Below are 24,525 nucleotides of genomic sequence, written 5' to 3' on the forward strand. Positions count from 1 at the left end.
TTGCCAACCAACAAGTGGGCGCAATTAGCCCGATTGGGCAAAAAATCGCGGTCAGGGTGTATCAATGACGGCATACCGAGCGATCTGAACACCAGACGCGCCGATAGCGGGCGCGCGGCCGAGGGGAGGCGGAGCTGGACACCGACGTTCGCGACGCGGGCGGGTTCGGGGCGGTCACCGTCGCGGCCCCGCCGGACCCGCTCCTCGACGCCGTGCTCGCCATCGGGCGCGACCTGTCGGTGGCCACGGTGCTGCGCCAGACCGCGGCCGCCGCCGTGACCCTGACCCGGGCCGCCCGGGCCGAGCTGACCGTGCTCGGCCCCGACGGCGAGATCACCGACCGCGCCACCGCCCCGTCGGGCGCGCCCGAGGACCCGGGCACCGGCCCCACCGAGCAGATCAGCGTGGCGGGCGCCGCGGTGGGCATGCTCCGCGTCACGCGGGCCGAGGACGCGCCCGCCTTCGCCGAGGCCGACCTGCGCGCGCTGGCCGTGCTGGCCCAGGCCGCGGGCGCGGCGCTGGGCAACGCCCACCGCCACGAGCGCGGCCAGCGCCGAGAGCAGTGGCTGCGCGCCACCAACGAGGTCACCGCCGTGCTGCGCACCGGCCCGTCGGCCGACGAGGGTTTCGCGCTGCTCGCCCGCAGGGCCAGGGAGATCCCGGACGCGGTGGTCGCCATCGTCGCGGTGCCCGACGGGCCCGACACGATCATCATGCGCACCGTCGACGGGGTACTCGCGGGCCAGCTGGCGGGCGCCCGCGTCGGGCTGACCGACAGCATCTCCGGCGACGTCTACAGCACCGGGCGCCCGCGGGCCTTCGAGGCGGTCGCCGACGCCACGGTGCGCCGCTCGCTGCGCACGTTCCAGACCCTCGGCGAGGACATCGCCATGCTCGGCCCGGCGGCGTTCGTCCCGCTGGGCACCGGCCAGGCGCCCATCGGCGTGCTGATCGTGGCCAAGCGCAACGGCGCCGCGCCCTTCAGCGCCGACGACATCGCCATGATCACCAGCTACGCGGGCCACGCCGCGCTGGCCATCGAGTTCGCCGAGGCCCAGCAGGACCGCCAGCGGCTGGCGCTGTTCGAGGAGCGCGACCGCATCGCCCGCGACCTGCACGACCTGGTCATCCAGCGGCTCTTCGCCATCGGCCTCGGTCTGCAGGGGCTGGGCCGCAGCGGCGACGGCGCGCCGGTCGCGCCGCGGCTGGCCGGGTTCGTCAGCGAGATCGACACCACCATCCGCGACATCCGCCGCAGCATCTTCTCCCTGCAGGAGCCCGCGAACGGCTCCCACAGCGTGCGCGGGGAGATCCTGCGGGCGATCTCCGACGCCACCGTGACCCTCGGCTTCGAGCCCAGCGTGAGCCTGGAGGGGCCGCTGGACTCGGTGGTGCCGCCGGAGATCCAGCTCGACCTGATCGCCACCCTGCGCGAGACGCTGTCCAATGTGGTCCGACACGCCCTGGCGGGCCGGGTGCAGGTGAGCGTCACCGTCGACCGCACGGCGACGCGGCTGGTGCTGCTCGTGCGCGACGACGGGGCCGGGCTGCCGGGCCGGATCGGCCACCGCGGCGGGCTGACCAACATCGCCCGGCGGGCCGAGCGCTGGGGTGGGCGGTGCCGGGTGCAGACCCCCGACGGGCACGGCACCCACGTCGACTGGCAGGTCCCGCTGCGCGGCCGGGAGGGCTGATGGCGATTTCGGTGTTCGTGCTCGACGACCACGAGGTGGTCCGCAGGGGCCTGCGCCAGCTGCTGGAGGCCGAGGACGACATCACCGTCGTCGGCGAGGCGGCGACCGCGGCCCAGGCACTGGCCAGGGTGCCCGCGCTGCGGCCCCAGGTGGCGATCCTGGACGTGCGGCTGCCCGACGGCGAGGGCGTCACGGTGTGCCGGGACCTGCGCTCGGCGGTGTCCCCACCGCCCGCCTGCCTGATGCTGACCTCCTTCTCCGACGACGAGGCGCTCTTCGGCGCGATCATGGCGGGCGCCGCGGGCTACATGCTCAAGCAGGTCACCGGCAACGACCTGGTCTCGGCGGTGCGCACGCTGGCGGGCGGCGGCTCGCTGCTGGACGCGGGCGTCACCGCGACCGTGCTCGACCGGCTGCGCGCGGGCCGGGTGGAGGACCCGCGCTACGCGACCCTGAGCCCGCAGGAGCGCAAGATCCTCGACCTGATCGCCGAGGGCATGACCAACCGCCAGATCGCCACCCAGCTCTACCTCGCGGAGAAGACGGTCAAGAACTACGTCTCCACGCTGCTGCACAAGCTGGGTTTCGACCGCCGTACCGAGGCCGCGGTGTACGCCACACGGCTGCGCTCCGGCCCGCGCGGCGGTCACTCCTAAGAGGAAAGCGCTGGTCGGCGTGTCGGCTGCGCGTTCGGCGCACCGGCGGTAGCGTCGTGCCCAGTCGGAAGGGGGCGGCCTTGGCACTGTGCACCTTGGTCCCGCTCCCCGCGCAGGCCCGGCCCGACCGGGAGCCGGTGGTGTGCCTGGTCGCCGGTGAGGCCGCCGCGGCCGTGCGGCTGTCCCCACTGGCGCTGCGGCTGCGCGCGCACGGCAGGGTCCGGGTGCTGCTCACCGCCTGCGGCCCCGCCGCCGCGGACACCCTGGCCGCCCTGGGCTCCGCGCCCGACGCCGTCGTCCCGCTGGAGGGCGCGAGCCTGAGCACCGCCCCGGCGCTGATGTCCGCGCTGGACCGGGTCCTCGCCGACTGCGCCGCGGACGCCGTGGTGGTCGCCGGTGACTCGGCGATCGCCTTCGGCGCGGCGATGGCGGCGTTCTGGCGGCGCGTCCCGGTGGTGCACCTGGACGCGGGTGTGCGCTCACACGACCTGACCGCGCCGTTCCCGGAGGAGGGCCACCGCAGGCTGATCGCGCAGGTCGCCTCCCTGCACCTGGCCACGACCGCGGCGGCGGGCGCGAACCTGGCCGCCGAGGCGCACGCGCACCGCACGGTGCTGACCGTGGGCAGCACCGCGGTGGACGCCGCCCGCCTCGCCCTGTCCCGCAGGGGCCGCTCCGAGCACGCCGACCTCGAGGCCGCCGCGGCGCGCGGGGAGTGCCGGATCACGTTGGTGTGCCTGGATTCCGAGCGGCACCGCGGCGAGGCGCTGACCGGCGTCCTGCACGCGGTCTCGGACCTGGTGCTGACCACCCCGGACCTTGAGGTCGTGCTGCCCGCCCCTCGGGAGAGCGGGCTGCGCGCCCAGGCCGAGGACATGCTGGGCCGCCTGGTCCGCGTCGTCGTCGCCGACCCGCCGCCGCAGCCGGACCTCGTCGGGCTGCTCGCGGCCTCCAGCGCCGTGATCTCCGACCCCGGCCCCCTGGTGGAGCAGGCCGCGGCCTTGGGCGTGCCCGCCCTGATGATCTCCGGCGAGGGCGGTTCCTGGGCGGAGCCGGAACACCCCGGCGCCCCGTGGACCGCGGGCCCCGACCGCGCGGTCATCGCCCGGCTGGCCGAGAAGCTGGTGCTGACCGGTCCGCGCACCCCCCCGAACACCGTGGACCCGAACACCGCCAGCCCGAACACCGCCAGCCCGAACACCGTCGAGCTGGACACTCTCGGCCCGCACTCCCCGGACACGCGTTCTCAGGACGCGCACACCCAGGGCCCGTGCTCCGCGGGCACCGACCCCCTCGGCGGCTGCCAGGCGGCGGCGCGCTGCGAGGAGGCGGTGGAGTGGCTGCTCGGGCTGTCCGCGCGGCCAGTGGGCGCGGTGTCCACACCGCACTGATCCCCTTGCGCCCGCCCGTATGCTGACGCGAACGTTTTTCACGTCCTAGGGGGCAGCGTGGCGACACCCGTGGTCTCGGCGCGCTGGACCGCGGCGCTGGTCCTGACCACGGTGGCCACCTTCGTCGGCTGGTACGGGCCGCTGCAGATCCTGCTGGCCAAGCAGGCCGACGTCATCGACCCGATGGGCAAGGAGGCGCTGCTGGCCGTGGTCGCGGGCCTCGGCGCGGTGTGCTCGATGGTCGCCAACCCGGTGTGGGGCGCGCTGTCGGACCGCACCACCGGGCGCTGGGGACGCCGCGCCCCGTGGGTCGTGGGCGGGTCCGTGGCGGGCGCGGGCGGGCTGGTCGTGCTGTCCCAGGCGGGGTCCACGGCGGGCATGGTCGCGGGCTGGTGCCTGGTGCAGGTCGCGCTCAACGCCCCGCTCGCCGCGCTGAGCGCCGCGATCCCCGACCAGGTGCCGGAGGCGCGCCGCGGCGTGGTCGGCGGCTGGTTCGGGCTGGCGCAGACCGTCGGGGTGATGGCCGGGACCGGGCTGGCCGTCGCGGGCGGCACGGTCGCGGGCGGGTACCTGGTCTGCGCGGCCGTCGTGCTGCTCGGCGCGGTGCCGTTCGCGCTGGTGCGCGAGCCGCCCGCGCCCGCGAGGCCGCGCGGCGGGCGGCCTCGCGGGTTCTTGATCAACCCCCGGCGCCACCCCGACTTCGGCTGGGCGTGGCTGACCCGGTTCCTGATGAACCTCGGCAACGCGATCGCCCTGCTGTACCTGCTGTACTTCCTCGACGACGCGGTCGGCGTGGCCGACCCCGAGGGCGGCGTCCTCGTGCTGACCGTGCTCTACGCCGTCGCGCTCCTGGCGACGGTCGTGGTCGCGGGGGCGTGGTCGGACCGGGCGGGCCTGCGCCGGGTGTTCGTGGCCGGGTCGGGCGTGGTGGTGTCCGTGGCCGCCATCCTGCTCGCGGTCTGGCCGACGTGGCCGGGCGCGATCACCGCGGCGCTGGTCCTCGGAGTGGGGTTCGGCGCCTACACCGCCGTCGACTTCGCGCTGATCACCCAGGTGCTGCCCGCGGCCGCCGACCGGGGGAAGGACCTGGGCCTGGTCAACATCGCCAACACGCTGCCCCAGGTGCTGGCCCCGGTGATCGCCGCGCCCATCGTGCGCTCGGCAGGCGGCTACCCGATGCTCTACACGGTGGCCGCCGTCGTGGGGCTGCTCGGCGCCGGGCTGGTCTTCCGCATCCGCTCCGTCCGCTGACCGACAGATCCACCCCGATCCACCCGATCCACCCGAGGAGTGAGCATGTTCCCCGACGGCTTCCTGTGGGGCGTGGCCTCAGCGGCCTACCAGGTCGAGGGCGCGGTGGCCGAGGACGGGCGCGGCCCGTCGGTGTGGGACACCTTCACCGCGCGCCCCGGCGCCGTGCGCGGCGGCGACACCGGCGCGGTCGCCTGCGACCACTACCACCGCTACCCCGAGGACGTCGCCCTGCTGCGCGAGCTCGGCGTCGGCGCGTACCGGTTCTCCACCGCCTGGCCGCGGGTCATGCCCGGCGGGGTCGTCAACCCCGCGGGCCTGGACTTCTACGACCGCCTCGTCGACGAGCTGGTCGCGGCGGGCATCGCGCCCGCGGTCACGCTGTTCCACTGGGACTTACCTCAGGAGCTGGAGGACGCGGGCGGCTGGCTCAACCGCGACACCGCGGCCCGCTTCGCCGAGTACGCCGCCGTCGTCGCCGGGCGCATCGGCGACCGGGTGCGGCTGTGGATGCCGCTCAACGAGCCGGTCGTGGTGACGATGTTCGGCTACGCCCTGGGCAGCCACGCCCCCGGCCGCGCGCTCGGCTTCGAGGCGCTGCCCACCGTGCACCACCAGCTGCTCGGCCACGGCCTGGCCGTGCAGGCCCTGCGCGCCGAGGGCTGCTCGGGCATCGGCATCGCCAACAACCACGGCCCGGTGCGGCCCGCCTCGGCCGAGCCCGCCGACGTCAGCGCCGCCGAGAGCTACCGCACGCTGGTCAACTGGATGTTCTCCGACCCGATCCTGCGCGGGCAGTACCCGGCCCCGGAACTCGCCGCGGCGATGCCCGGCCCGGTGGCGCTCGACCTCAGGACCATCGCCGAGCCGCTGGACTTCTACGGGATCAACTACTACCAGCCCACCGTCGTGGGCGCGGCCTCCGGGGAGTCGGCCGAGGTGGAGGGCGCGCTGCTGCCCCCGGGCCTGCCCTTCGAGCCGCGTCCCATCACCGACCGCCCCAGGACCGACTTCGGCTGGCCGATCGTCCCCGAGGCGCTGCGGGAGACGGTCGCGATGTTCGCCGAGCGCTACGGCGATGCCCTGCCCCCGGTCTACATCACCGAGAGCGGCTGCTCCTTCCACGACCCGGACCCGGTCGACGGCCGCGTCCCCGACCAGGCCCGCGTCGACTACCACGACGCCCACCTGCGCGCCCTGGCCGACGCGATCGCCGACGGCGTCGACGTCCGCGGCTACTTCGCCTGGTCGGCCACCGACAACTTCGAATGGGCGGCCGGGTACCAGGAGCGCTTCGGACTGATCCACGTGGACTACGAGACCCAGACCCGCACGCCCAAGGACTCCTACTACTGGTACCGCGACCAGATCCGCCTACACAGCGGCCGGAACCCGTAGGCCGTGTGTCAGGTGTGGAGCACGGCATAGCCGCGCCAGTCCGCCCGCAGGCGGCACGGGTCGGACACGCCCGAATACAACACCGGTATTAGGACGATCCGTCCGCGCCGCCTGCGACCGAACTGATCGCGACTCTCCCGCACCCCACACCTGACACACGGCCTAGAGGCAACCGAACGACCTGCGCGGCGTAGGTGAGGCCCGCGCCGAAGCCGATCAGCAGGGCGAGCCCGCCCGGCGGCGCCGCGCCCTCGGCCAGCAGCCGGTCCATGGCCATCGGGATGCTCGCCGCCGAGGTGTTGCCCGCGTCCACCACGTCCCTGGCGACGGCCGCGCCCGGGGCGCCGATCTTCACGGCCAGGGCGTCGATGATCCGCAGGTTGGCCTGGTGCGGCACGATGGCGGCCAGGTCAGCCGGGCGCACGCCCGCGCGCTCGCAGGCCAGCAGGGCGATGGGGTGGATCTCGGTGGTCGCCCACCGGAACACCGACTGGCCCGCCATGTGCATGAGGCCGCCCTCGGGAATGTGGATCAGGTCGGCGGCGGCGCCGTCGCTGCCCCACACGATCGGCCCGATGCCGGGCTCGTCGGCGGCGGTGACCACCGCGGCCCCCGCGCCGTCGCCGAAGATGATGCTGGTGCCCAGGTCGGTGGGGTCGACCAGGGCGGTCATCCGCTCCGAGCCCACGACCAGCACGGTGCGCGCCGAGCCGCAGCGCACGGTGTCGGCGGCCACGGCCAGGGCGTAGCAGAAGCCCGCGCACGCGGCGTTGAGGTCGAACCCGGCGGCGCCGCCCGCGCCGATCGCGACTGCCACCCCCGCTGCCAGGCCGGGGATCGGCGAGTCGGCGCTGCACGTCGCCACGATGACCAGATCGACGTCCGCGGGGGCGAGTCCACTGTGGTCCAGGGCACGGGCCCCGGCAGCCGCCGCCATGACCGCGGCCGACTCGGACTCGTCGGCCACGCGGCGCGAGACGATGCCGGTGCGCTCGCGCACCCACTCGCCCGTCCTGCCGAACCGGACGGCGATTCCCGCGCTGTCGACGGCGCGATCAGGGCGGTACGAGCCGACCCCGACTATCTGTGCCCCTACCGGGCCCGGGGTCCAACGGAGTGCGATTTCTGCCACCCGAGCAAGGTTGGACAACTACCCTTGGGTAGCGCCTGCCTTGTGATTTGTTTCTCACCAGAGGATTGTGCCGGAACGGGTGTCGGGCACCATGCGCCAGTGACCTATCGAGACCCCGACCACGAGCGCGCCACCCGCGTCGCCGCCGCCGCGAACGCCGCGGGCGATCGCCAGTGGTTCGAGCGCCTCTACGACGAGGCGGCCCAGGGCGGGCCGTCGGTGCCCTGGCACCGCACCGAGCCGAACCCGCGCCTGGCGGCCTGGTCGACCGGCAGGGCGCTGGTGGTGGGCTGCGGCTACGGGCACGACGCGGCCCACCTGGCCGCGCGCGGCTACCGGGTGACCGCCTTCGACCTGTCCCCCACCGCGGTCGACGCCGCCCGGGCGGCCTACCCGCACGTCGACTTCCACGCCGCCGACGTGCTGGACCCGCCCGCCGAGTGGGCGGGCGGGTTCGACCTCGTCTTCGAGGCGTACACCATCCAGGTGCTGCGCGGGGCCGACCGGAGCGCGGCGATCCGCTCGATCGCGGGGTTCACCGCCCCCGGCGGCAGGCTGCTGCTGACCGGGTTCGCCGCCCGTCCCGACGACGAGCCCGACCGCATCGCCCTGCCGCTCACCGCCGCCGAGCTGGCCGAGGTGGCCGCCCACGGGCTGGAGCTGGTGTCGCTGGCCGAGCACGAGCCGCGCGAGGACGCGCCGCCGCCGCGCTGGCACTACGTCGCGGAGTACCGCGGGCGGTGAACCCCCTGGCCGGGCGGGCTCGCCACCCGGCCAGGGGCCCGCTCACCGCACCCGCCTGCTCTCCGGCGGGCCGAGGTAGCTCGGCCGCACGCCACCGGTGTCGACGACGATCTTCTGCACGACGACGGTCGGGTCGACCATCCAGAATTTCAGCACGTGCCTGCCGGGCCGGTCGATCACGTGGGTCGTCGCCGTGAGGTTGACGTTGTCGGAGGTGTTGCGCTCCCACTGCTTGTTCATCGTGGTGTCGTTGGCCCCGGTGGCCGTGGTGATGTTGACGGTCTGCGGAGCCTGCCCGTCGACGCTCACCGCGTACTTCAGGCCGTCGGTGTCGAAGACGTTGTTGCGCGGCGAGAGGTAGGCCAGCACCCGGACCGGTCCGGCGGTGGTCAGGGTCATCTCGTACTCCAGGCGCGGGCTGCCGCCACCCGGGGTCTGCCGGTCGGCGCGCACCGGGAAGGGCTCCATGCCCGCGCCGGTCCTGCCGATGTCCTCGATCCGCACCCACCGCACGCCGTTGGCGTTGACCGCTCGTGAGTAGTGCTCAGCTTCCATCGACACGTACCCGTTGGCCTCGACGAACCCGCGCGCGTTGACCTTGGTGTTGTCCACGACGGCCTGGACGGTGACCTCGGCGCCGTTGCCCCGCACCGTGATCGGCACCGTGGTCTTGCCGCGCGGGGCACGCTTCCAGTCCACCGTGAGCGTGGCGCGGACCTGGGTGTCGACGGTGCCGTGCGGGCGGTCGACCTTCAGCCACGATGGTGCCTCGACGCGGTATCCGAAGGGGATGGTTCCCCGGTTGAACACCTCGATGTACTGCGGCGCCTGGGACTGGTGCGGGCTGAACGCCGGCAGGACGGCGTCCCCGGCGGCGTGGGGCCACCACTGGTCCGTGCCGTCGATCCCGACGCCCATCTCGGCGCGGTCGGGCAGGTCAACGCGCTGCACGGCCGGGTAGATCTCGTCCGGCAGTGCCTCGTGGTCGCGCTCGGGCTGCTGCCACGGCGCGTTGGGGCCGTAACGCGCGACGTCGCCGTAGCCGATCTTGGGCTGGGTCTGGAAGCCCTCCCACTTGCCGCCCGCGAGGGTGTGGTTGTAGTAGTCGGACATGGCCTGGTCGTCGGCGAAGCGGGCCTCGGCGATGTCGGCCAGGTCATTGGTGGCGGCGCGGCCCTGCCCGGCGTAGAGCAGGTTGGTGAAGTTGGCCTCCCGGAGTTCGTAGAGGTTGGCGCCAGCCTTCACCTGGTAGAGGACGAGCTGGTAGTAGGCATCCCGCAGCCGGGCCGGGACCTTGGTGGCGATGTGCTCCGCCCGGCGGGACAGGGCCTGCCACTCGTCGGTGACCAGCTCGATCTCGCGGTAGGCGGTGATGCTGAACGGGGTGGCGCGGTCGTCGTAGACCACGGCGGAGGAGTCGGTGGCGACGTCCTTGGCCGGGTCGACGGTGATGCGCCGGTTGAGCAGCTCCGGCTTGCGGCGGGACTGGAGCTTGCCGTACTCGCGCAGCACCTCGGCGATGGGACCGGCCAGCGCCGAGCCGAAGTTCTCCGCGGCGTAGCGGCGCTCCCACTCGTCGAGCCTGTGCAGCGGCCAGCGCTCGGGGTTCCAGGCGTAGTCCAGGAAGAACTGCAGCGGCAGCTCCTGGTTCTTCATGTCGCCGACGTTGACCACCCACAGCCGGTCCACACCGGACTGGTAGGTCTGGTTGAGCTGGTCCCAGAGGTTGGGCAGCAGCGTGGTGTCGACCCACTTGTAGTTGCGGCCGCCGCCGACGTAGTCGAAGTGGTAGTACATGCCGTAGCCGCCCGCGCGCTCGGGGAGGTCGTCCTCGGGCAGCTTGCGCATGTTGCCCCAGTTGTCGTCACAGAAGACGACGGTCACGTCATCGGGCGGGCGCAGGCCCTTGTCCCAGTAGCGCTGGACTTCCTTGTAGAGCGTCTGCACCTGCGGGACGCCGGTGATGTCGCCCTCGGTCTCCCGGTCGAGGATCGCCCGCTGGGTGCGGATGATCTCCTGCATCAGCTCGATGCCGTCGCCGTCGGGCAGGCTGACGTCGCCGTTGCCGCGCATTCCCAGCGTGACGACGCCCTCGAAGTCCTGGTCGACCATCCGCCGGACGCCTTCGGTCCAGTAAGCCTCGATCGCCGCGCGGTTGCGGCGGAAGCTCCACTCGCCGGTGCCGCCGTACGGGTCGCGCCCCGGGGTGACGACCTCCCCGTTCGCGTCGCGCACCGCCGCCACGGCGTGCCGGTTCCACTCCTCGATCCCCCGCATCATCGGCGCCTCGTGCGAGGTGCCCATGACGACGCCGTACTCGGTGGCGGTGCGGTGGTTGGCCGGGTCGTCCTCGGCGAAGGCGCGGCCCCAGACGGCGGGCCACAGGTAGTTGGCCTTGAGGCGCAGCATGGTCTCGAAGACCTTGGCGTAGAACTGGGAGTTGAACCCGTTGGGGTGGCCCGGGGCGTGCCCCGGCCCGAAGGTCCGCGGCGCCCACCGCCCGAGCGCGGGGTTCTCGTCGTTGATGAAGAACCCCCGGTACTTCACCGCGGGCGTGCCCTGCGTGTGCCTGCCCGGCAGCACGTGGAGCTCCCGGCGCGGCTGGGGCGTGACGTCGTCCCACCAGTACCAGGGCGAGACACCCATGGCCCGCGAGACGTCGTAGACGCCGAAGACCGTTCCGCGCTGGTCGCTGCCTGCGATCACCAGCGCCCTGCGGACCCCGGGCATCGGGTTGTCGACGACCTGCTGGAGCGAGGTCTCCCACTTGCCCTCGACCCCCCGGACGTCGAGCTTGCCACCGCGCACCAACTGATCGATCCGCGCACTGCGCCCCAGCGTGCCGACAAGCACCACCTCCCGCGGCGTGCCCGGCGGGTTGACCGCGGGCGCCTCACCGGTGACGCGCTCGATGTCATCGCGAAGGTCGTTGACGACCCGCCGCACGCCGGGGTGGTCGCCGTCCTCCACCAGGATCGGCGCGGCTTCCCCCCGCGACACCAGCGGAAACCGCCCATGCCCCGGGCTCTCCGCGATGTACCCGCCCGGCGCGATCGCCCCACCCTCCGCCGCCGTCGCCGCGGGCGGGATGGTGAGCCCAGCCACAGCGACCATGAGCGCGGTGCAGAGCGATCGGAGTCTGGGTAAGCGTGACCTGGTCATTCAAGCCTCCAAGGGCATGTCAAGTCTGCTGTCCACAGGCGACGAAGTTGTCCACAACCGTGCCGTCTGGCCCTTTGCGCGGGCCTGCCGCCGATAGGCTGGAGCGGGGCTGTCCCCCCGGGGAGTGGTGGGGGCTGCGCTTTTGGGTTTCTTGCTGCTGCTCGAAAATCAGTGGGTGGGGGTTACTTCCACGGGGGTGTGCAGGACACGGGTGTGGGTTGCCGGGCGGGGTGGGCCGGTGAGGGTGATGGTGCCGGAGAGGCGGTGGTCGGTGCTGGAGGCTCCGATGTGGACGTCCAGGGTGCCTGGCTCGACGATCAGCTCGCCGGTTCGGCCAGTGAAGGCGGTTCGGTCGGTGTGCAGGCGCATGTGGACGGTGGCGGCGGCGCCGGGGGCCAGGTCGACTCGGGCGAAGCCGGCCAGCCACTGGACCGGGCGGGCGACCGAGGCGACCGGGTCGTGCAGGTAGAGCTGGACGACCTCGGCGCCCGCGCGCTCCCCGGTGTTGCGGACGGTGCAGGAGATCGTCACCGAGCCGTCGGTGGGGATGGTGGTGGCGTCGAAGGTCAGGTCCGAGTACTCGTAGGTCGTGTAGGACAGGCCGTGGCCGAAGGAGTAGGCCGGGGTGGTGTCGGCGGCGGTGATGCCGCTCGGCGCGTCCAGGCGGGCGTGCAGGTAGCCGTGGGGCTGGCCGCCCGGCGTGCGCGGGACCTGGATGGGGAGCTTGCCGGTGGGGTTCACGCGCCCGGACAGCACGCCCGCCACCGCGCCCGCCCCCTCGGCGCCGGGGAAGAACGCCTGCACGACGGCTCCGCCGCTGACGTCCAGGGCGTACGGGCGCCCGGAGAGGACCACCAGCACGACCGGCACACCGGCGGCGAGCACCGCCTCCATCAGCGCCACCTGGGCGCCGGGCAGGGACAGGTCGGCGGCGTCGCAGCCCTCGCCGGAGGTGCCGCGGCCGAACAGGCCCGAGCGGTCGCCGAGCGCCAGCACGCACACGTCCGCGGCCCGCGCGGCCTCGACGGCGGCCGGGATGCCGCTCGGGTCGTCGGTGTCGACCGGGCAGCCTTCCTCGAAGGTGACCTCGGCGGACGGGAACTCCGCGCGCAGGGCGTCGAGCAGGGTCGGGGCCGAGACGCCGAGGGGGATGTCCGGGTGCAGGGTGCCGACGTGGTTGGGGAAGGCGTAGCAGCCGAACAGCGAGAGCACCTCGTCCGCGCACGGGCCGAGCACCGCCAGCCGCGAGACCGGGCCCAGCGGCAGCGTGCCGTCGTTGTCCAGCAGGACCACCGACTTCTCCGCCAGCTCCCGCGAAAGCGCCCGCAGCTCCGGCGGGTCGAGGTCGACGCTGTCGGCCGGGTGCGGCTCCCAGTCGGCGTCGAGCAGGCCGAGTTCGCACTTCTGCCGCAGCACCCGGGTCAGCGCGCGGTCCACGAGCGACTCGTCGACCTCACCGGAGCGGACCAGGTCGGCCAGCGGGTCGCCGTAGCAGCGCACGCTGGGCAGTTCCACGTCCACGCCCGCCGCCAGCGCCAGGGCCGCGGCGGTGCCCGGGGAGGACGCCACCCCGTGCATGGTCTCCAGGAAGGACACCCCGAAGTAGTCGGCGACGACCACCCCGGTGAAGCCCCACTCCTCGCGCAGCAGGTCGGTCAGCAGGGCGGGGTCCGCCGCGGGCGGGACGCCGTCGACGGCGGCGTAGGAGTGCATGACCGACCGCGCGCCGCCCAGCCGCAGGGCCATCTCGAAGGGCGGCAGCAGCACGTCGCGGAACTCGCGGGCGCCCACCGAGACCGGCGCGTGGTTGCGGCCGCCGCGGGAGGCCGAGTAGCCGGCGAAGTGCTTGAGCGTGGCGACGATCCCGGTCGACTCCAGGCCGCGGGTGTAGGCCGCGCCGACCAGGCCGACCAGGTACGGGTCCTCGCCGATGGTCTCCTCGGTGCGCCCCCACCTCGGGTCGCGGGCCACGTCGAGCACCGGGGCCAGGCCCTGGTGCACGCCCACCTGGCGCATGGAGCCGCCGATCAGCGCGGCCATCCGCTCCACCGCGTCGGGGTCGAACGTGGCGCCCCAGGCCAGCGGGACCGGGCACACGGTGGCCTGCCAGGCGGTGAAGCCGGACAGGCACTCCTCGTGCGCCATCGCCGGGATGCCGTGGCGGGAGTTGGCGACCAGGCGCCGCTGGGTCTCGGCCAGCACCTTCGCCCCGACGGTCGGGTCGACCGGGCGGGTGCCGAACACCCGGGTCAGCTGGCCGAGCCCCGGCCGGGTCAGCTCGTCCCACGGGGGCAGCGGCTCGGCGAACTCGTGCTGGGCGGGGGCGACCTCGTCGTCGGTGTCGGACACCCCGACCCACACGCCGACGAGCTGGGCCAGCTTCTCCTCCAGGGTCAGCTCGGCGACGAGCAGCGCGACCCGCTCGGCGGCCGGGCGGTCCGGGTCTGCCCAGGGGGCGCCGTCAAGGCGGGACGGGACGGGGGTGGTCACTGTGCTCCTTCGACAAATCGCAGGGCGGATCGGCGCGGTCGGCAGAGCCGCGCTCGCACGTCCGCGGTAACTCAGCTGCGGGTAACTCAGCTGCGGGTGACTCAGCTCTGGATGACTCAGCTCGGGGGTGGCGCGGTGGTGGCGCGCACGATCAGTGGTGTGGCCAGTTCGACGCGGTGGCTTCTCGGGGGCGTCCCGGCGATGAGTTCGGCGAGCATCCGGCCCGCGAGCCTGCCCATCTCGGCCAGTGGCTGGCGCACGGTGGTCAGCGGCGGCGCGGACCAGCGGGCCACCGGCAGGTCGTCGAACCCGACGACGCTCAGCGCGGTGGGCACTTCCAGGCCCAGGCCCCTGGCGGCCTCGATGACGCCGAGTGCCTGCTCGTCGTTCCCGGCGAAGATCGCCGTCGGCGGCGAGGGCAGCGCCAGCAGTTCCAGCGCGCGCCGGTAGCCGCTCTCGTGGTGGAAGTCCCCGTGGCGCACGAGGTCGGGGTCGACGGCGATGCCCGCGCGCTCCAGCCCGGTGCGGTAGCCGTCTATGCGCGCCTTGCTGCACAGGAACCCGAAGGGCCCGCCGATGATCGCGATGCGCCGGTGCCCCAGCTCCAGCAGGTGCTCGGTCGCGGCGAGCCCGCCCGCCCAGTTGGTCGCGCCCACGCTGGGCACCTCCGGGCTGGGCAGGTCGGCGGGGTCGACGACGACCAGCGGCACCCTGGCGCGCTCCAGCAGCCGCAGGTCCGCCTTGGTCAGCTCCGAGGTCACCAGCAGCGCGCCCGCGCGCCGCGTGCGCACCAGCGAGGACGCCCAGTCGCGCCGCGTCGACATCGCCGAGATCACCGGCTCCACACCGGACTCGACGACCCCGCGGATTATTTCCACCGCCCACGGGCTGTCCAGCGCGGTGAACACCAGGTCCACCACGATCTGGTCGGTGGCCGCCCGCCGGGCGCCGACCGGCACGTACGCGTGCTCCTCGAGCAGCCTGCGCACCCGGGCCCTGGTCTCGGCGGCGACGTCGTCCTTGCCGTTGAGCACCTTGGACACCGTGGGCAGGGACACCCCGGCGGCCTGCGCGATGGTGGCCAAGGTGGGCCGCCGCGTTCGGGGTCCGGTCATCGCTCCTCCTCGGCGGGGATTGGCCTGGTCTTCGGCCAAGTTTTCTCGAAACCTCTCCGAAACACAAGAGCGGGAAGTTTCGAGTCGCCAGCGAAACTGAATAAGCGCTGGTAGCCCCCTGAACAGGGGATACTCGAAAAAGTTGCGATACCTTGTGAGGCTTGACACGCTATTGCGACGGGTTTAATTTCCCTCCGAGTCGAAGTCATATCGAAAAACTTTCGGAAGGTGGGCGGTGCGATGGTGCGCCGATCTGGGACACGGCTGCGAGCGGTGGGCGCGGTGCTCGCCGCGGCGACGCTGGCCGCGTGTGGCACGGCTGGGCCAAGCGCGGGCGGCGGCGCGGGTGACCCGGTGACTATCTGGGCGCTGCAGGACGACGCCCTCAACAAGATCGAGCAGGGCTCGATCAACGCCTTCGGCGCCGACAAGGCGAAGTTGGAGACCTTCGGCAACGACCCGTACAAGCAGAAGCTGCGGGTCGCGCTCGGGTCGCCCAACGCCCCGGACGTGTTCTTCAACTGGGGCGGCGGCAACCTCAAGGAGTACGTCGACGCGGGCAAGGTCGCCGACCTGACCGGGCTGCTGGACAGCAACCCGGAGCTGAAGTCCGCGTTCCTGCCCAGCGTGCTGGACGGGGCGAAGATCGACGGCAAGCACTACGGCATCCCCATGCGCGGGATGCAGCCGGTTGTCCTGTTCTACAACAAGAAGGTCTTCACCGAGGCGGGCGCGCAGCCGCCGAAGACCTGGGACGACCTGCTCACCCTGGTCGACACGTTCAAGGCCAAGGGCATCACGCCGATCTCGCTGGCGGGCTCGCAGGCGTGGACCGAGCTGATGTGGGCGGAGTACGTGCTCGACCGGATCGCCGGTCCCGAGGTGTTCAAGAACGTCCGGGACAACGGCCCGGCGGGCTGGAAGGACCCGGCCGTGGTCGAGGCGATGACCACGCTCAAGGGCCTCATCGACCGCGGCGCCTTCGGCACCAAGTTCGCCTCGGTGGGCTACGACATCGGCGGCGCGTCGACCCTGCTGGCGCAGGGCCGCTCGGCCATGCACCTGATGGGGTCGTGGGAGTACACCAACCAGCTGAGCCAGAGCCCGGACTTCGTCAAGGCGGGCGACCTCGGCTGGGTGGAGTTCCCGACGATCGCGGGCGGCAAGGGCGACCCTGGCAACGTGGTCGGCAACGCGACGAACTACTACTCCCTGACCGAGGGCTCCCCGCAGCTGGAGTCGGCCAAGGAGTTCGTCACCACGCAGCTGACCAGCCCGGAGTACGTCAAGGCGCTCATCGACGCCGGTGACGTGCCCGCGGTGAGCGGCATCGAGGAGCAGCTGAAGGCGGCACCCAACGCCGAGTACACCCAGTGGGTGTACGGGATCGCCAAGGACGCGCCCACCTTCCAGCTGTCCTGGGACCAGGACCTGCCCGCGGACCAGGCCGAGTTCATGCTGACCCAGCTGCAGGAGTTCTTCCTGGGCAAGGTGGCGCCCCAGGCGTTCGCCGACGCCCTCGCCAGCAGCTAATTCACCCCCGTCGGAGAGCACATGACTACCGTCCGCCCGTCCCCCTGGTACGCGGTTCCCGCGTTCGGGTTCTTCGGGATCTTCGCCGCCCTGCCCATGGTGTTGGTGGTGTACCTGAGCATGACCGCGTGGGGCGGTCTGGGCACACCGGAGTTCCTGGGCCTGGACAACTGGACGCGGCTGCTCTCCGACGGGGCGGCGCGCGACGCGCTCGGCCGCACCGCGGTGTTCATGGTCCTCACCTGGGCCGTCCAGACCCCCGTCGCCCTGCTGATGGGGGCCTGGTCGGCCGGGAAGCAGCGCAACCGGGCGGTCCTGAGCGCGCTGTTCTTCATCCCCCTGCTGCTGTCCACCGCGGCGATCGCGCTGCTGTGGCAGGTGCTGCTCGACCCGAACTTCGGCCTCCCGCAGTCGGTCACCGCGCTGCAGGCGGTCGGCTTCCTGGGCGACCCGGAGATCGCGCTGTACACCGTGGTGTTCGTCGTGAGCTGGCAGTACATCCCGTTCCACGCGCTGCTGTACCAGGGCGCCGCCCGCAACATCCCGGCGGTGCTCTACGACGCGGCGCTGATCGACGGCGCCAGTCGCTTCGGCCGGTTCCGCTACGTCACCCTGCCGCAGCTGCGCTACACGGTGGTGACCTCGTCCATCCTGATGGTCGTCGGCGCCCTGACCACGTTCGACACGGTGCTGATCCTGACCAACGGCGGCCCGGGAACGGCCACCCGCATCGCGCCGCTGTACATGTACGACACCGGCTTCGCCGGTTTCCAGATGGGCTACGCGAGCACGATCGCGGTGATGCTGCTGGTGCTGGGCACCACGCTGTCGCTGATCGTCATGCGGGTCACCCGGTTCCGGAAGATGCAGAGCCAGCAGGAGGGCCAGTGACCGCGGTGATGACCCGGACCCCGGAGAGGACGCCGCCCCCGGCGCGCAACCCGCGGCGCCGGACCCGGCCGAACGTGGTCGCGGGCATCGGCTCGATGCTGTGGCTGGTCGTGGTCATCGTCCCGATGTACTACCTGCTGACGGGCAGCCTGCGCAGCCGCGGGGAGTACCTGACCGGCGACTCCCTCGCCCTGCCGGAGAACCCGACGCTGGACAACTACGGCACGGTGCTCCAGGGCGGGTTCGGCCAGTACCTGCTGAACAACATCATCGTCACCGTGGGCACGGTGGCCATCGTCGTGGCGCTGGCCGTGCCCGCGGCCTACGCGGTGGCCCGCAGCACGAGCCCGATCGTGCGCTACGGCTTCACCCTGCTGCTGATGGGCCTGGCGATCCCGGCGCAGGCCACGATCATCCCGGTGTACCTGCTGATCACCCGGATGCACCTGTACGACAGCCTGACCGCGATCATCCTGCCGACGGCGGCCTTCGCCCTGCCGGTGGCCACCCTGGTGATGACCAACAGCCTCCGCGACGTGCCGCGGGAGCTGTACGAGGCCCAGGAGCTCGACGGCGCGAGCGCGTTCCAGACCCTGCGCCACCTGGTGCTCCCGCTGGCGAAGCCCGCGGTGGTCACCATCGTGATCTACACGGCGCTGACGGCGTGGAACGGGTTCCTGTTCCCGCTGGTGCTCACCCAGTCGACCGACACCCGGGTGCTGACCCTGGGGCTGTGGGAGTTCCAGGGCCAGTTCGGCGCGAACGTCCCCGGGCTGCTGGCCGCGGTCACCCTGTCGGTGCTGCCGATCTTCGCGGTGTACCTGATCGGCCGCCGGTTCCTCCTGACCGGGCTCACGGCGGGCTTCGGCAAGTAGTCACCCCCGATCCCCCGGACAGGTCCCGTCCGGGCATGAGCCGGTAGGTCGATTCGCCCGTCGACCTGCCGGCTCACCACGTCGTGGTGGGCCGCAACCGCTGACAAGCGATCCACAACCGATCCGCAATCGGGACCGGTTTTTCTTCGGGTGACCCTGAAATCCCCGGAGGAACTCGATGAAGATCTCCCGCAGGCTCGCCCTGGCCGCGGCCGTCGCCGCGGCACTGGGCGGTGTCGCCACCCCGGTGGCCGCCACCCCGACCGGCCTCCAGCTCGCCGACGCGGGCCCCGGCCGCGTCAGCACGGCCGCCGCCGCCGACCCGATCGCAGACAGCTACCTCGCCCTGCTCGCCGACGAGAGCGCCTCCGCCGACGTGGTCAAGAGGACCGCCGACGAGGTCGCCCGCCAGTACGGCATCGGGATCGTGCACCTCTACACCAGCTCCTTGAAGGGCTTCGCGGTCAAGGCCAGCGCCGAGCAGGCCCGCGCGCTGACCGCCGACCGGCGCTTCCGCGAGATCTGGCAGGACGCCGAGGTGCACACCACCGCGCTCCAGGTCCAGACGAACCCGCCCTCGTGGGGGCTCAACCGGATCGACCAGCGGTCGCTGCCCTTCGACACCAAGTACCACCACCCCAACACCGCTCCCTCGGTGAAGGCGTACATCATCGACACCGGCATCCGGTACACCCACCAGGAGTTCAACGGCCAGGCCATCTACGGCATCGACACCGTCGGCGGCGTCTTCCCGCCCGGCAACGACTGCAACGGCCACGGCACGCACGTCGCGGGCACCGTGGGCGGGCAGACCGTCGGCGTGGCCAAGGACGCGCAGCTCGTCGCCGTCCGGGTCCTCAACTGCGCGGGTTCGGGCTCCTACGCCGGGGTCATCGCCGGGGTCGACTGGGTGACCAACAACTCGATCATGAACCCGGGCACCAGGGCCGTCGCCAACATGAGCCTCGGGGGCGGCGTCTTCCCGCCGCTGAACACCGCCGTGGGCAACTCCATCGCCGCGAACGTGCACTACTCGGTCTCGGCGGGCAACTCCAACAACAACGCCTGCCTGCAGTCCCCGGCGAGCACGCCCGCGGCGACGACGGTCGCCTCGACCAACAACAACGACACCCGCTCGGTGTTCTCCAGCTTCGGCCCGTGCGTGGACGTCTTCGCCCCCGGCGGCGCCATCTACTCCGCGTGGGGCACCGCGGACAACGCCTACAACACCATCAGCGGCACCTCGATGGCCGCCCCGCACGTCACCGGCACCGCCGCGCTCTGGCGGCAGAAGTTCCCCGGTGACACCGCCTGGCAGACCGCGGCGGCCATCGCCGACAACGCCACGCCCAACGTCGTGATCAACCCGGGTCTCGGCTCGCCGAACAAGCTGCTGTTCATGGGCATGGTTCCGGCGTAATAGGGGGACAGGAGGAGGCCGGGCCCGCAGGGGGCCCGGCCTTCTCCGCTGTCAGTACTGGCTGCCTGCGCTGGCTGCCAGTACTGGCCGGTCAGTACTGGTAGAAGCCGCGGCCGGACTTCTTGCCCATGAGCCCGGCGTCCACCATGCGCAGCAGCAGCGGCGGGGCGGAGTACAGCGGCTCCTTGAACTCGTCGTAGAGCGAGTCGGCGATCGCCTTGGTGGTGTCCAGTCCGATAAGGTCGGCCAGGCGCAGCGGGCCCATCGGGTGGGCGCAGCCCAGGATCATGCCCTTGTCGATGTCCTCGGCCGAGGCGAACCCGGACTCCAGCATCCGGATCGCCGAGAGCAGGTAGGGCACCAGCAGCGCGTTGACGACGAACCCGGCGCGGTCCTGGGAGGCGATGACCTCCTTGCCGAGCACCGACTCGACGAACCCCTTGGCCCGCTCCTTGGTCTCCTCGGCGGTCAGCAGCGACGGGACCAGCTCGACCAGCTTCAGCACGGGCACCGGGTTGAAGAAGTGCACGCCGATGACCTGCTGGGGCCGCCCGGTCGCCATGCCCAGCTTCATGATCGGGATGGACGAGGTGTTGGAGGCGAACACCGCGGCCGGGTCCTCGACCACCTTGTCCAGGGTGGTGAACACCTCGGTCTTCACCGACTCGATCTCGGCGACCGCCTCGACCACGAACTCGCGGTCGGCGAACTCCCCGAGGTCGGTGCTGAACCGCAGGCGGCCGAGGGCGGCGTCGCGCTCGTCGGCGGTCAGCTTGCCGCTGCGCACACCGCGCTCCAGCGACTTCTCCACCCTGGCCCGGCCCGCGTCGGCCGCGGCGCTGGTGACCTCGGCGACGATGACGTCGACCCCGGAGCGCGCGCACACCTCCGCGATGCCCGACCCCATCAGTCCCGATCCGACCACTCCGACGCGGCTGATCACCGGTTCCCCTTTCGCTCCAACCCCGCTCATGACGGGTTCACCAGTGTGCCCGATCGCTCAGACATTGCGCCGATACTGCCCGCCGACCTCGAAGAACGCCTCGGTGATCTGGCCGAGCGTGCACACGCGGGCGGCGTCCATCAGCACCTCGAAGACGTTGCCGTCGGCGCAGGCCGCGGCGCGCAGCCTGGCCAGCGCGTCGGCCGCGTCGGCGCGGTGGGAGTCCTGGTAGGCACGGGTGCGCTGGACCTGGGACTCCTTCTCGGCCTCGGTGGCGCGGGCCAGCTCGATCTCGACCACGTGGTCCTCGTCGCCCGCGGCGGGCAGGAACGTGTTCACCCCGACCAGCGGCAGCGAGCCGTCGTGCTTGCGGTGCTCGTAGAGCATCGACTCGTCCTGGATGCGGCCGCGCTGGTAGCCGGTCTCCATCGCGCCGAGTACGCCGCCGCGGTCGGAGAGCCGGTCGAACTCGGCGAGGACGGCCTCCTCGACCAGGTCGGTCAGCTCATCGATGATGAACGAGCCCTGCAGCGGGTTCTCGTTCATCGACAGGCCCCACTCCTTGTTGATGATGAGCTGGATGGCCATGGCGCGGCGGACCGAGGACTCGGTGGGGGTGGTGATCGCCTCGTCGTAGGCGTTGGTGTGCAGGGAGTTCGCGTTGTCGTAGAGGGCGCACAGCGCCTGCAGAGTGGTGCGGATGTCGTTGAAGTTCATCTCCTGGGCATGCAGGGAGCGGCCCGAGGTCTGCACGTGGTACTTCAGCTTCTGGGAGCGCTCGTTGGCGCCGTAGCGGTCCCGCATCGCGACCGCCCAGATGCGGCGGGCGACCCGGCCGATGACCGAGTACTCCGCGTCCATGCCGTTGGAGAAGAAGAACGACAGGTTGGGCGCGAAGTCGTCGATGTCCATGCCGCGGGCCAGGTAGGACTCGACGTAGGTGAAGCCGTTGGCCAGGGTGAAGGCGAGCTGGCTGAGGGGGTTCGCGCCCGCCTCGGCGATGTGGTAGCCGGAGATCGACACCGAGTAGAAGTTGCGGACCCTGTTGCGGATGAACCACTCCTGGATGTCGGCCATCATCCGCAGGCTGAACTCGGTGGAGAAGATGCAGGTGTTCTGGCCCTGGTCCTCCTTGAGGATGTCGGCCTGCACCGTGCCGCGCACGTTGGCCAGCGCCCAGGCGGCCAGCTCGGCGCGCTCGTCCTCGGTGGGCTGCCTGCCGTGCTCGGCGGCGAAGGCGTCCACGCGCTGGTCGATGGCGGTGTTGAGGAAGTACGCCAGGATCGTCGGCGCCGGGCCGTTGATGGTCATGGAGACCGAGGTGGTCGGCGCGGTCAGGTCGAAGCCCGCGTAGAGCGCCTTCATGTCGTCCAGGGTGGCGATGGAGACACCGGAGGTGCCGACCTTGCCGTAGACGTCCGGCGGGGTGTCGGGGTCGCGGCCGTAGAGGGTCACCGAGTCGAACGCGGTGGACAGCCGGGTGGCCGGGTTGCCCTCGGAGAGGAGCTTGAACCGGCGGTTGGTGCGGAAGGCGTCGCCCTCACCGGCGAACATGCGCGCCGGGTCCTCGCCCTCGCGCTTGAAGGGGAACACCCCGGCGGTGAAGGGGAACCGGCCGGGCAGGTTCTCCTTGCGCAGGAAGCGGACCAGGGTGGCGTCGTCGTCGAAGCGGGGCAGCGAGACGCGGGGGACCTTGTTGCCCGACAGCGTCTCCCGCCACAGCGGGGTGCGCAGCTCCTTGTCGCGCACGTGGACGACCAGTTCCTCGGCGCCGTACTCCTCGACGGTCTTCGGCCAGGCGGCCAGGGCGCCCAGGGTCTCCTTGTCGACGCGCTCGGCGGCGCTCGCGGCGATCCGGTCGAGGTCGGCCGACGGGGTCTCGGCCAGCGCCTCGCGGGCGGTCTCCAGGGCGCGGTGCCTGCCGACGGCGGCGACCTGCTCGTCGGTGCGGCGGTGGTAGCCGCGCACGGCCTCGGCGATGTCGGAGAGGTAGCGCTGGCGCGCCAGCGGGACGACGGTGGCCGCGTGCCGGGAGGTCCTGGTGTCCACCCGCGGCAGGACGCCGTCGCCGAACGGGACGCCCTTGGCCGCGAGCAGGCCGCGCAGCTCCTGGTAGAGGGCGGTGACGCCGTCGTCGTTGAAGGTGGCGGCGCTGGTTCCGTAGACGGGCATGTCCGCCCAGGAGGCGCCGAACGCCTCGCGGTTGCGCACGAGCTGGCGGGCCACGTCGCGGCGGGCGTCCTCGGCGCCGCGCCGCTCGAACTTGTTGATGGCCACGGCGTCGGCGAAGTCGAGCATGTCGATCTTCTCCAGCTGCGAGGCCGCGCCGAACTCCGGGGTCATCACGTAGAGGGAGACGTCGACGAAGGGCACGATCGCGGCGTCGCCCTGGCCGATGCCGGGGGTCTCCACGATGACCAGGTCGAACCCGGCGGCCTTGCAGGCGGCGATGCTGTCGGCCAGCCCCGCGGGGACCTCGGTGTCGGCGCCGCGGGTGGCCAGCGAGCGGAAGAAGACCGCGCCGCCGTCGATGCTGTTCATCCGGATGCGGTCGCCGAGCAGGGCGCCGCCGCCGCGCCGGCGGGTGGGGTCCACGGCGATGACGGCCACGCGCAGCTTGTCCTGCTGGTCCAGGCGCAGCCTGCGGACCAGCTCGTCGGTCAGCGAGGACTTGCCGGAGCCGCCGGTGCCGGTGATGCCCAGCACGGGCACCGGCCGGTCCTTGGCCGTCTCGGTGATGAGGTTCCGCAGGTCGGCGGGGACGTTCCCGGACTCGATGACGGTGATGGCGCGGGCCAGGGCCCGGTGGTCGCCCGCGAGCAGGGCCTCGGCGTCGAGGTCGGCGGGCAGCGGGTGGTCGCAGGCCTCGACCATGGTGTTGATCATGCGGGCCAGGCCGAGGCGCTGGCCGTCCTCCGGGGAGAAGATCCTGGCCACGCCGCGCTCGTGCAGCAGGGCGATCTCGGCGGGCACGATGACCCCGCCCCCGCCGCCGTAGACCTTGACGTGCCCGGCGCCCTCCTCGTTCAGGAGTTCGACCAGGTAGCTGAAGTACTCGACGTGCCCGCCCTGGTAGGCGCTGATGGCCACGCCCTGCACGTCCTCCTGCAGCGCGGCGGTCACCACCTCGCGGACCGAGCGGTTGTGGCCGAGGTGCACGACCTCGGCGCCCTGGCTCTGCAGGATGCGCCGCATGATGTTGATGGCCGCGTCATGGCCGTCGAACAGGCTCGCCGCGGTGACGAACCGGACGGGGTTCGCGGGGCGGTGCAGCGGTGCGGTCATCGTCAGCCTCCTGCGGTCGGTGACCCATTTAGTTTGACGTCCTACTGTTGGGAGGGCAACCAAGGTGTGGGGGACCTCATCGGACGTAGCATCCCCACGGTGATCCCCGAACCCGTGGTCCGCATGATGACCGACGACCTGGCGTCCTCCGCACTGGGCATCGAGGTGCTCGACGCCGGTCCCGGCTGGGCCGAGCTGGCGATGAGCGTCACCGCGACCATGGTGAACGGCCACGGCATCGGCCACGGCGGCTACGTCTTCCTGCTCGCCGACACCGCCTTCGCCTGCGCGTGCAACAGCCACGGCCCGGTCACGGTCGCCGCGGGCGCCGAGGTGACGTTCGTCGCTCCGGTACACCGGGGCGAGCGCCTGGTGGCCCGCGCGACCGAGCGCACCCGCTATGGCCGCAGCGGCATCTACGACGTCACCGTCACCCGGGAGGGCGAGGTCGTCGCGGAGTTCCGGGGGCGCAGCCGCACGCTCAGCGGCTAGGTCGTGTTTCAGGTGTGGTGTGCGGGAGAGTCGTGATCAGTCCGCCCGCAGGC

General features: G+C 72.2%; 17 protein-coding genes. 11 read left to right on the plus strand and 6 right to left on the minus strand.

The window, feature by feature from the left end; all coding sequences use genetic code 11:
• Positions 1-212: 212 nt before the first annotated feature.
• From ACTG9Q_RS30940 to ACTG9Q_RS30960, 5 genes are read left to right on the plus strand one after another with little or no spacing between them, the layout of a single operon-like run.
• Positions 213-1,694: a histidine kinase gene (locus ACTG9Q_RS30940; RefSeq protein WP_455576488.1), complete on the plus strand. Its 1,482-nt coding sequence runs from the start codon at positions 213-215 to the stop codon at positions 1,692-1,694.
• Positions 1,694-2,350 (plus strand): response regulator, encoded by a 657-nt coding sequence (locus ACTG9Q_RS30945; protein ID WP_455576489.1) that lies wholly within the window; start codon positions 1,694-1,696, stop codon positions 2,348-2,350. The genes ACTG9Q_RS30940 and ACTG9Q_RS30945 overlap by 1 nt, the downstream gene beginning before the upstream one ends.
• 56 nt (positions 2,351-2,406) lie before the next feature.
• The gene (locus tag ACTG9Q_RS30950; RefSeq protein ID WP_455576490.1) at positions 2,407-3,741 is read left to right on the plus strand and encodes a UDP-N-acetylglucosamine 2-epimerase; all 1,335 of its coding nucleotides are present in this window, start codon (positions 2,407-2,409) and stop codon (positions 3,739-3,741) included.
• Positions 3,742-3,798: 57 nt separating this feature from the next.
• The gene (locus ACTG9Q_RS30955) at positions 3,799-4,992 is read left to right on the plus strand and encodes an MFS transporter (protein WP_455576491.1); all 1,194 of its coding nucleotides are present in this window, start codon (positions 3,799-3,801) and stop codon (positions 4,990-4,992) included.
• A 45-nt stretch (positions 4,993-5,037) separates the two neighbouring features.
• Positions 5,038-6,390 (plus strand): GH1 family beta-glucosidase, encoded by a 1,353-nt coding sequence (locus ACTG9Q_RS30960; protein WP_455576492.1) that lies wholly within the window; start codon positions 5,038-5,040, stop codon positions 6,388-6,390.
• An 88-nt stretch (positions 6,391-6,478) separates the two neighbouring features.
• Here ACTG9Q_RS30960 and ACTG9Q_RS30965 read toward each other — a convergent pair whose 3' ends face one another.
• Positions 6,479-7,522 carry a beta-ketoacyl-ACP synthase 3 gene (locus tag ACTG9Q_RS30965; protein ID WP_455576493.1) on the minus strand — a complete coding sequence of 348 codons (1,044 nt, stop codon included), beginning with the start codon at positions 7,520-7,522 and terminating at the stop codon, positions 6,479-6,481.
• A gap of 99 nt (positions 7,523-7,621) precedes the next feature.
• Here ACTG9Q_RS30965 and ACTG9Q_RS30970 point away from each other — a divergent pair, with 99 nt between their 5' ends.
• A complete protein-coding gene (locus tag ACTG9Q_RS30970; RefSeq protein WP_455576494.1) occupies positions 7,622-8,266 on the plus strand; it encodes a class I SAM-dependent methyltransferase in 645 nt (214 codons plus the stop codon).
• Between the two features lie 42 nt (positions 8,267-8,308).
• Here the strand turns inward: ACTG9Q_RS30970 and ACTG9Q_RS30975 are convergent, their stop codons facing one another.
• The 3 genes from ACTG9Q_RS30975 to ACTG9Q_RS30985 all read right to left on the minus strand — a co-directional run bounded on the left by ACTG9Q_RS30975 (position 8,309) and on the right by ACTG9Q_RS30985 (position 15,033).
• Positions 8,309-11,371: a glycosyl hydrolase 115 family protein gene (locus ACTG9Q_RS30975; protein WP_455576495.1), complete on the minus strand. Its 3,063-nt coding sequence runs from the start codon at positions 11,369-11,371 to the stop codon at positions 8,309-8,311.
• 225 nt (positions 11,372-11,596) lie between these two features.
• Positions 11,597-13,918, minus strand: coding sequence for a beta-xylosidase/alpha-l-arabinosidase (locus tag ACTG9Q_RS30980; protein ID WP_455576496.1), 2,322 nt, complete (start codon positions 13,916-13,918; stop codon positions 11,597-11,599).
• 116 nt (positions 13,919-14,034) lie between these two features.
• Positions 14,035-15,033, minus strand: coding sequence for a LacI family DNA-binding transcriptional regulator (locus ACTG9Q_RS30985; RefSeq protein ID WP_455576497.1), 999 nt, complete (start codon positions 15,031-15,033; stop codon positions 14,035-14,037).
• 240 nt (positions 15,034-15,273) lie between these two features.
• Here ACTG9Q_RS30985 and ACTG9Q_RS30990 point away from each other — a divergent pair, with 240 nt between their 5' ends.
• The 4 genes from ACTG9Q_RS30990 to ACTG9Q_RS31005 all read left to right on the plus strand — a co-directional run bounded on the left by ACTG9Q_RS30990 (position 15,274) and on the right by ACTG9Q_RS31005 (position 19,752).
• Complete coding sequence (locus ACTG9Q_RS30990) at positions 15,274-16,566, plus strand: extracellular solute-binding protein (protein ID WP_455576498.1); 1,293 nt, start codon at positions 15,274-15,276, stop codon at positions 16,564-16,566.
• A gap of 21 nt (positions 16,567-16,587) precedes the next feature.
• The gene (locus ACTG9Q_RS30995) at positions 16,588-17,457 is read left to right on the plus strand and encodes a carbohydrate ABC transporter permease (RefSeq protein WP_455576499.1); all 870 of its coding nucleotides are present in this window, start codon (positions 16,588-16,590) and stop codon (positions 17,455-17,457) included.
• A complete protein-coding gene (locus ACTG9Q_RS31000; protein ID WP_455576500.1) occupies positions 17,454-18,332 on the plus strand; it encodes a carbohydrate ABC transporter permease in 879 nt (292 codons plus the stop codon). The genes ACTG9Q_RS30995 and ACTG9Q_RS31000 overlap by 4 nt, the downstream gene beginning before the upstream one ends.
• Positions 18,333-18,510: 178 nt before the next feature.
• The gene (locus ACTG9Q_RS31005; RefSeq protein WP_455576501.1) at positions 18,511-19,752 is read left to right on the plus strand and encodes a S8 family serine peptidase; all 1,242 of its coding nucleotides are present in this window, start codon (positions 18,511-18,513) and stop codon (positions 19,750-19,752) included.
• A gap of 91 nt (positions 19,753-19,843) precedes the next feature.
• Here ACTG9Q_RS31005 and ACTG9Q_RS31010 read toward each other — a convergent pair whose 3' ends face one another.
• On the minus strand, positions 19,844-20,725 hold the full coding sequence (locus tag ACTG9Q_RS31010; protein WP_455576502.1) for a 3-hydroxybutyryl-CoA dehydrogenase: 882 nt from the start codon (positions 20,723-20,725) through the stop codon (positions 19,844-19,846).
• Between the two features lie 27 nt (positions 20,726-20,752).
• Complete coding sequence (icmF, locus tag ACTG9Q_RS31015; protein WP_455576503.1) at positions 20,753-23,980, minus strand: fused isobutyryl-CoA mutase/GTPase IcmF; 3,228 nt, start codon at positions 23,978-23,980, stop codon at positions 20,753-20,755.
• Between the two features lie 123 nt (positions 23,981-24,103).
• On the opposite strand from icmF, the gene paaI reads away from it, so the two are divergent.
• A complete protein-coding gene (gene paaI, locus ACTG9Q_RS31020) occupies positions 24,104-24,472 on the plus strand; it encodes a hydroxyphenylacetyl-CoA thioesterase PaaI (RefSeq protein ID WP_455576518.1) in 369 nt (122 codons plus the stop codon).
• Positions 24,473-24,525 lie beyond the last annotated feature (53 nt).

It is taken from the genome of Actinokineospora lacus (genome assembly GCF_053813445.1).

What these genes read in the sequence shown, in the direction of transcription:
- ACTG9Q_RS30985 (WP_455576497.1), bottom strand. Translation starts at nt 15,033, where the DNA reads ATGACCGGACCCCGAACGCGGCGGCCCACCTTGGCCACCATCGCGCAG.
- ACTG9Q_RS30945 (WP_455576489.1), top strand. Translation starts at nt 1,694, where the DNA reads ATGGCGATTTCGGTGTTCGTGCTCGACGACCACGAGGTGGTCCGCAGG.
- ACTG9Q_RS30995 (WP_455576499.1), top strand. Translation starts at nt 16,588, where the DNA reads ATGACTACCGTCCGCCCGTCCCCCTGGTACGCGGTTCCCGCGTTCGGG.
- ACTG9Q_RS31010 (WP_455576502.1), bottom strand. Translation starts at nt 20,725, where the DNA reads ATGAGCGGGGTTGGAGCGAAAGGGGAACCGGTGATCAGCCGCGTCGGA.
- ACTG9Q_RS30990 (WP_455576498.1), top strand. Translation starts at nt 15,274, where the DNA reads ATGGTGCGCCGATCTGGGACACGGCTGCGAGCGGTGGGCGCGGTGCTC.
- ACTG9Q_RS30960 (WP_455576492.1), top strand. Translation starts at nt 5,038, where the DNA reads ATGTTCCCCGACGGCTTCCTGTGGGGCGTGGCCTCAGCGGCCTACCAG.
- ACTG9Q_RS31005 (WP_455576501.1), top strand. Translation starts at nt 18,511, where the DNA reads ATGAAGATCTCCCGCAGGCTCGCCCTGGCCGCGGCCGTCGCCGCGGCA.
- paaI (WP_455576518.1), top strand. Translation starts at nt 24,104, where the DNA reads ATGATGACCGACGACCTGGCGTCCTCCGCACTGGGCATCGAGGTGCTC.
- icmF (WP_455576503.1), bottom strand. Translation starts at nt 23,980, where the DNA reads ATGACCGCACCGCTGCACCGCCCCGCGAACCCCGTCCGGTTCGTCACC.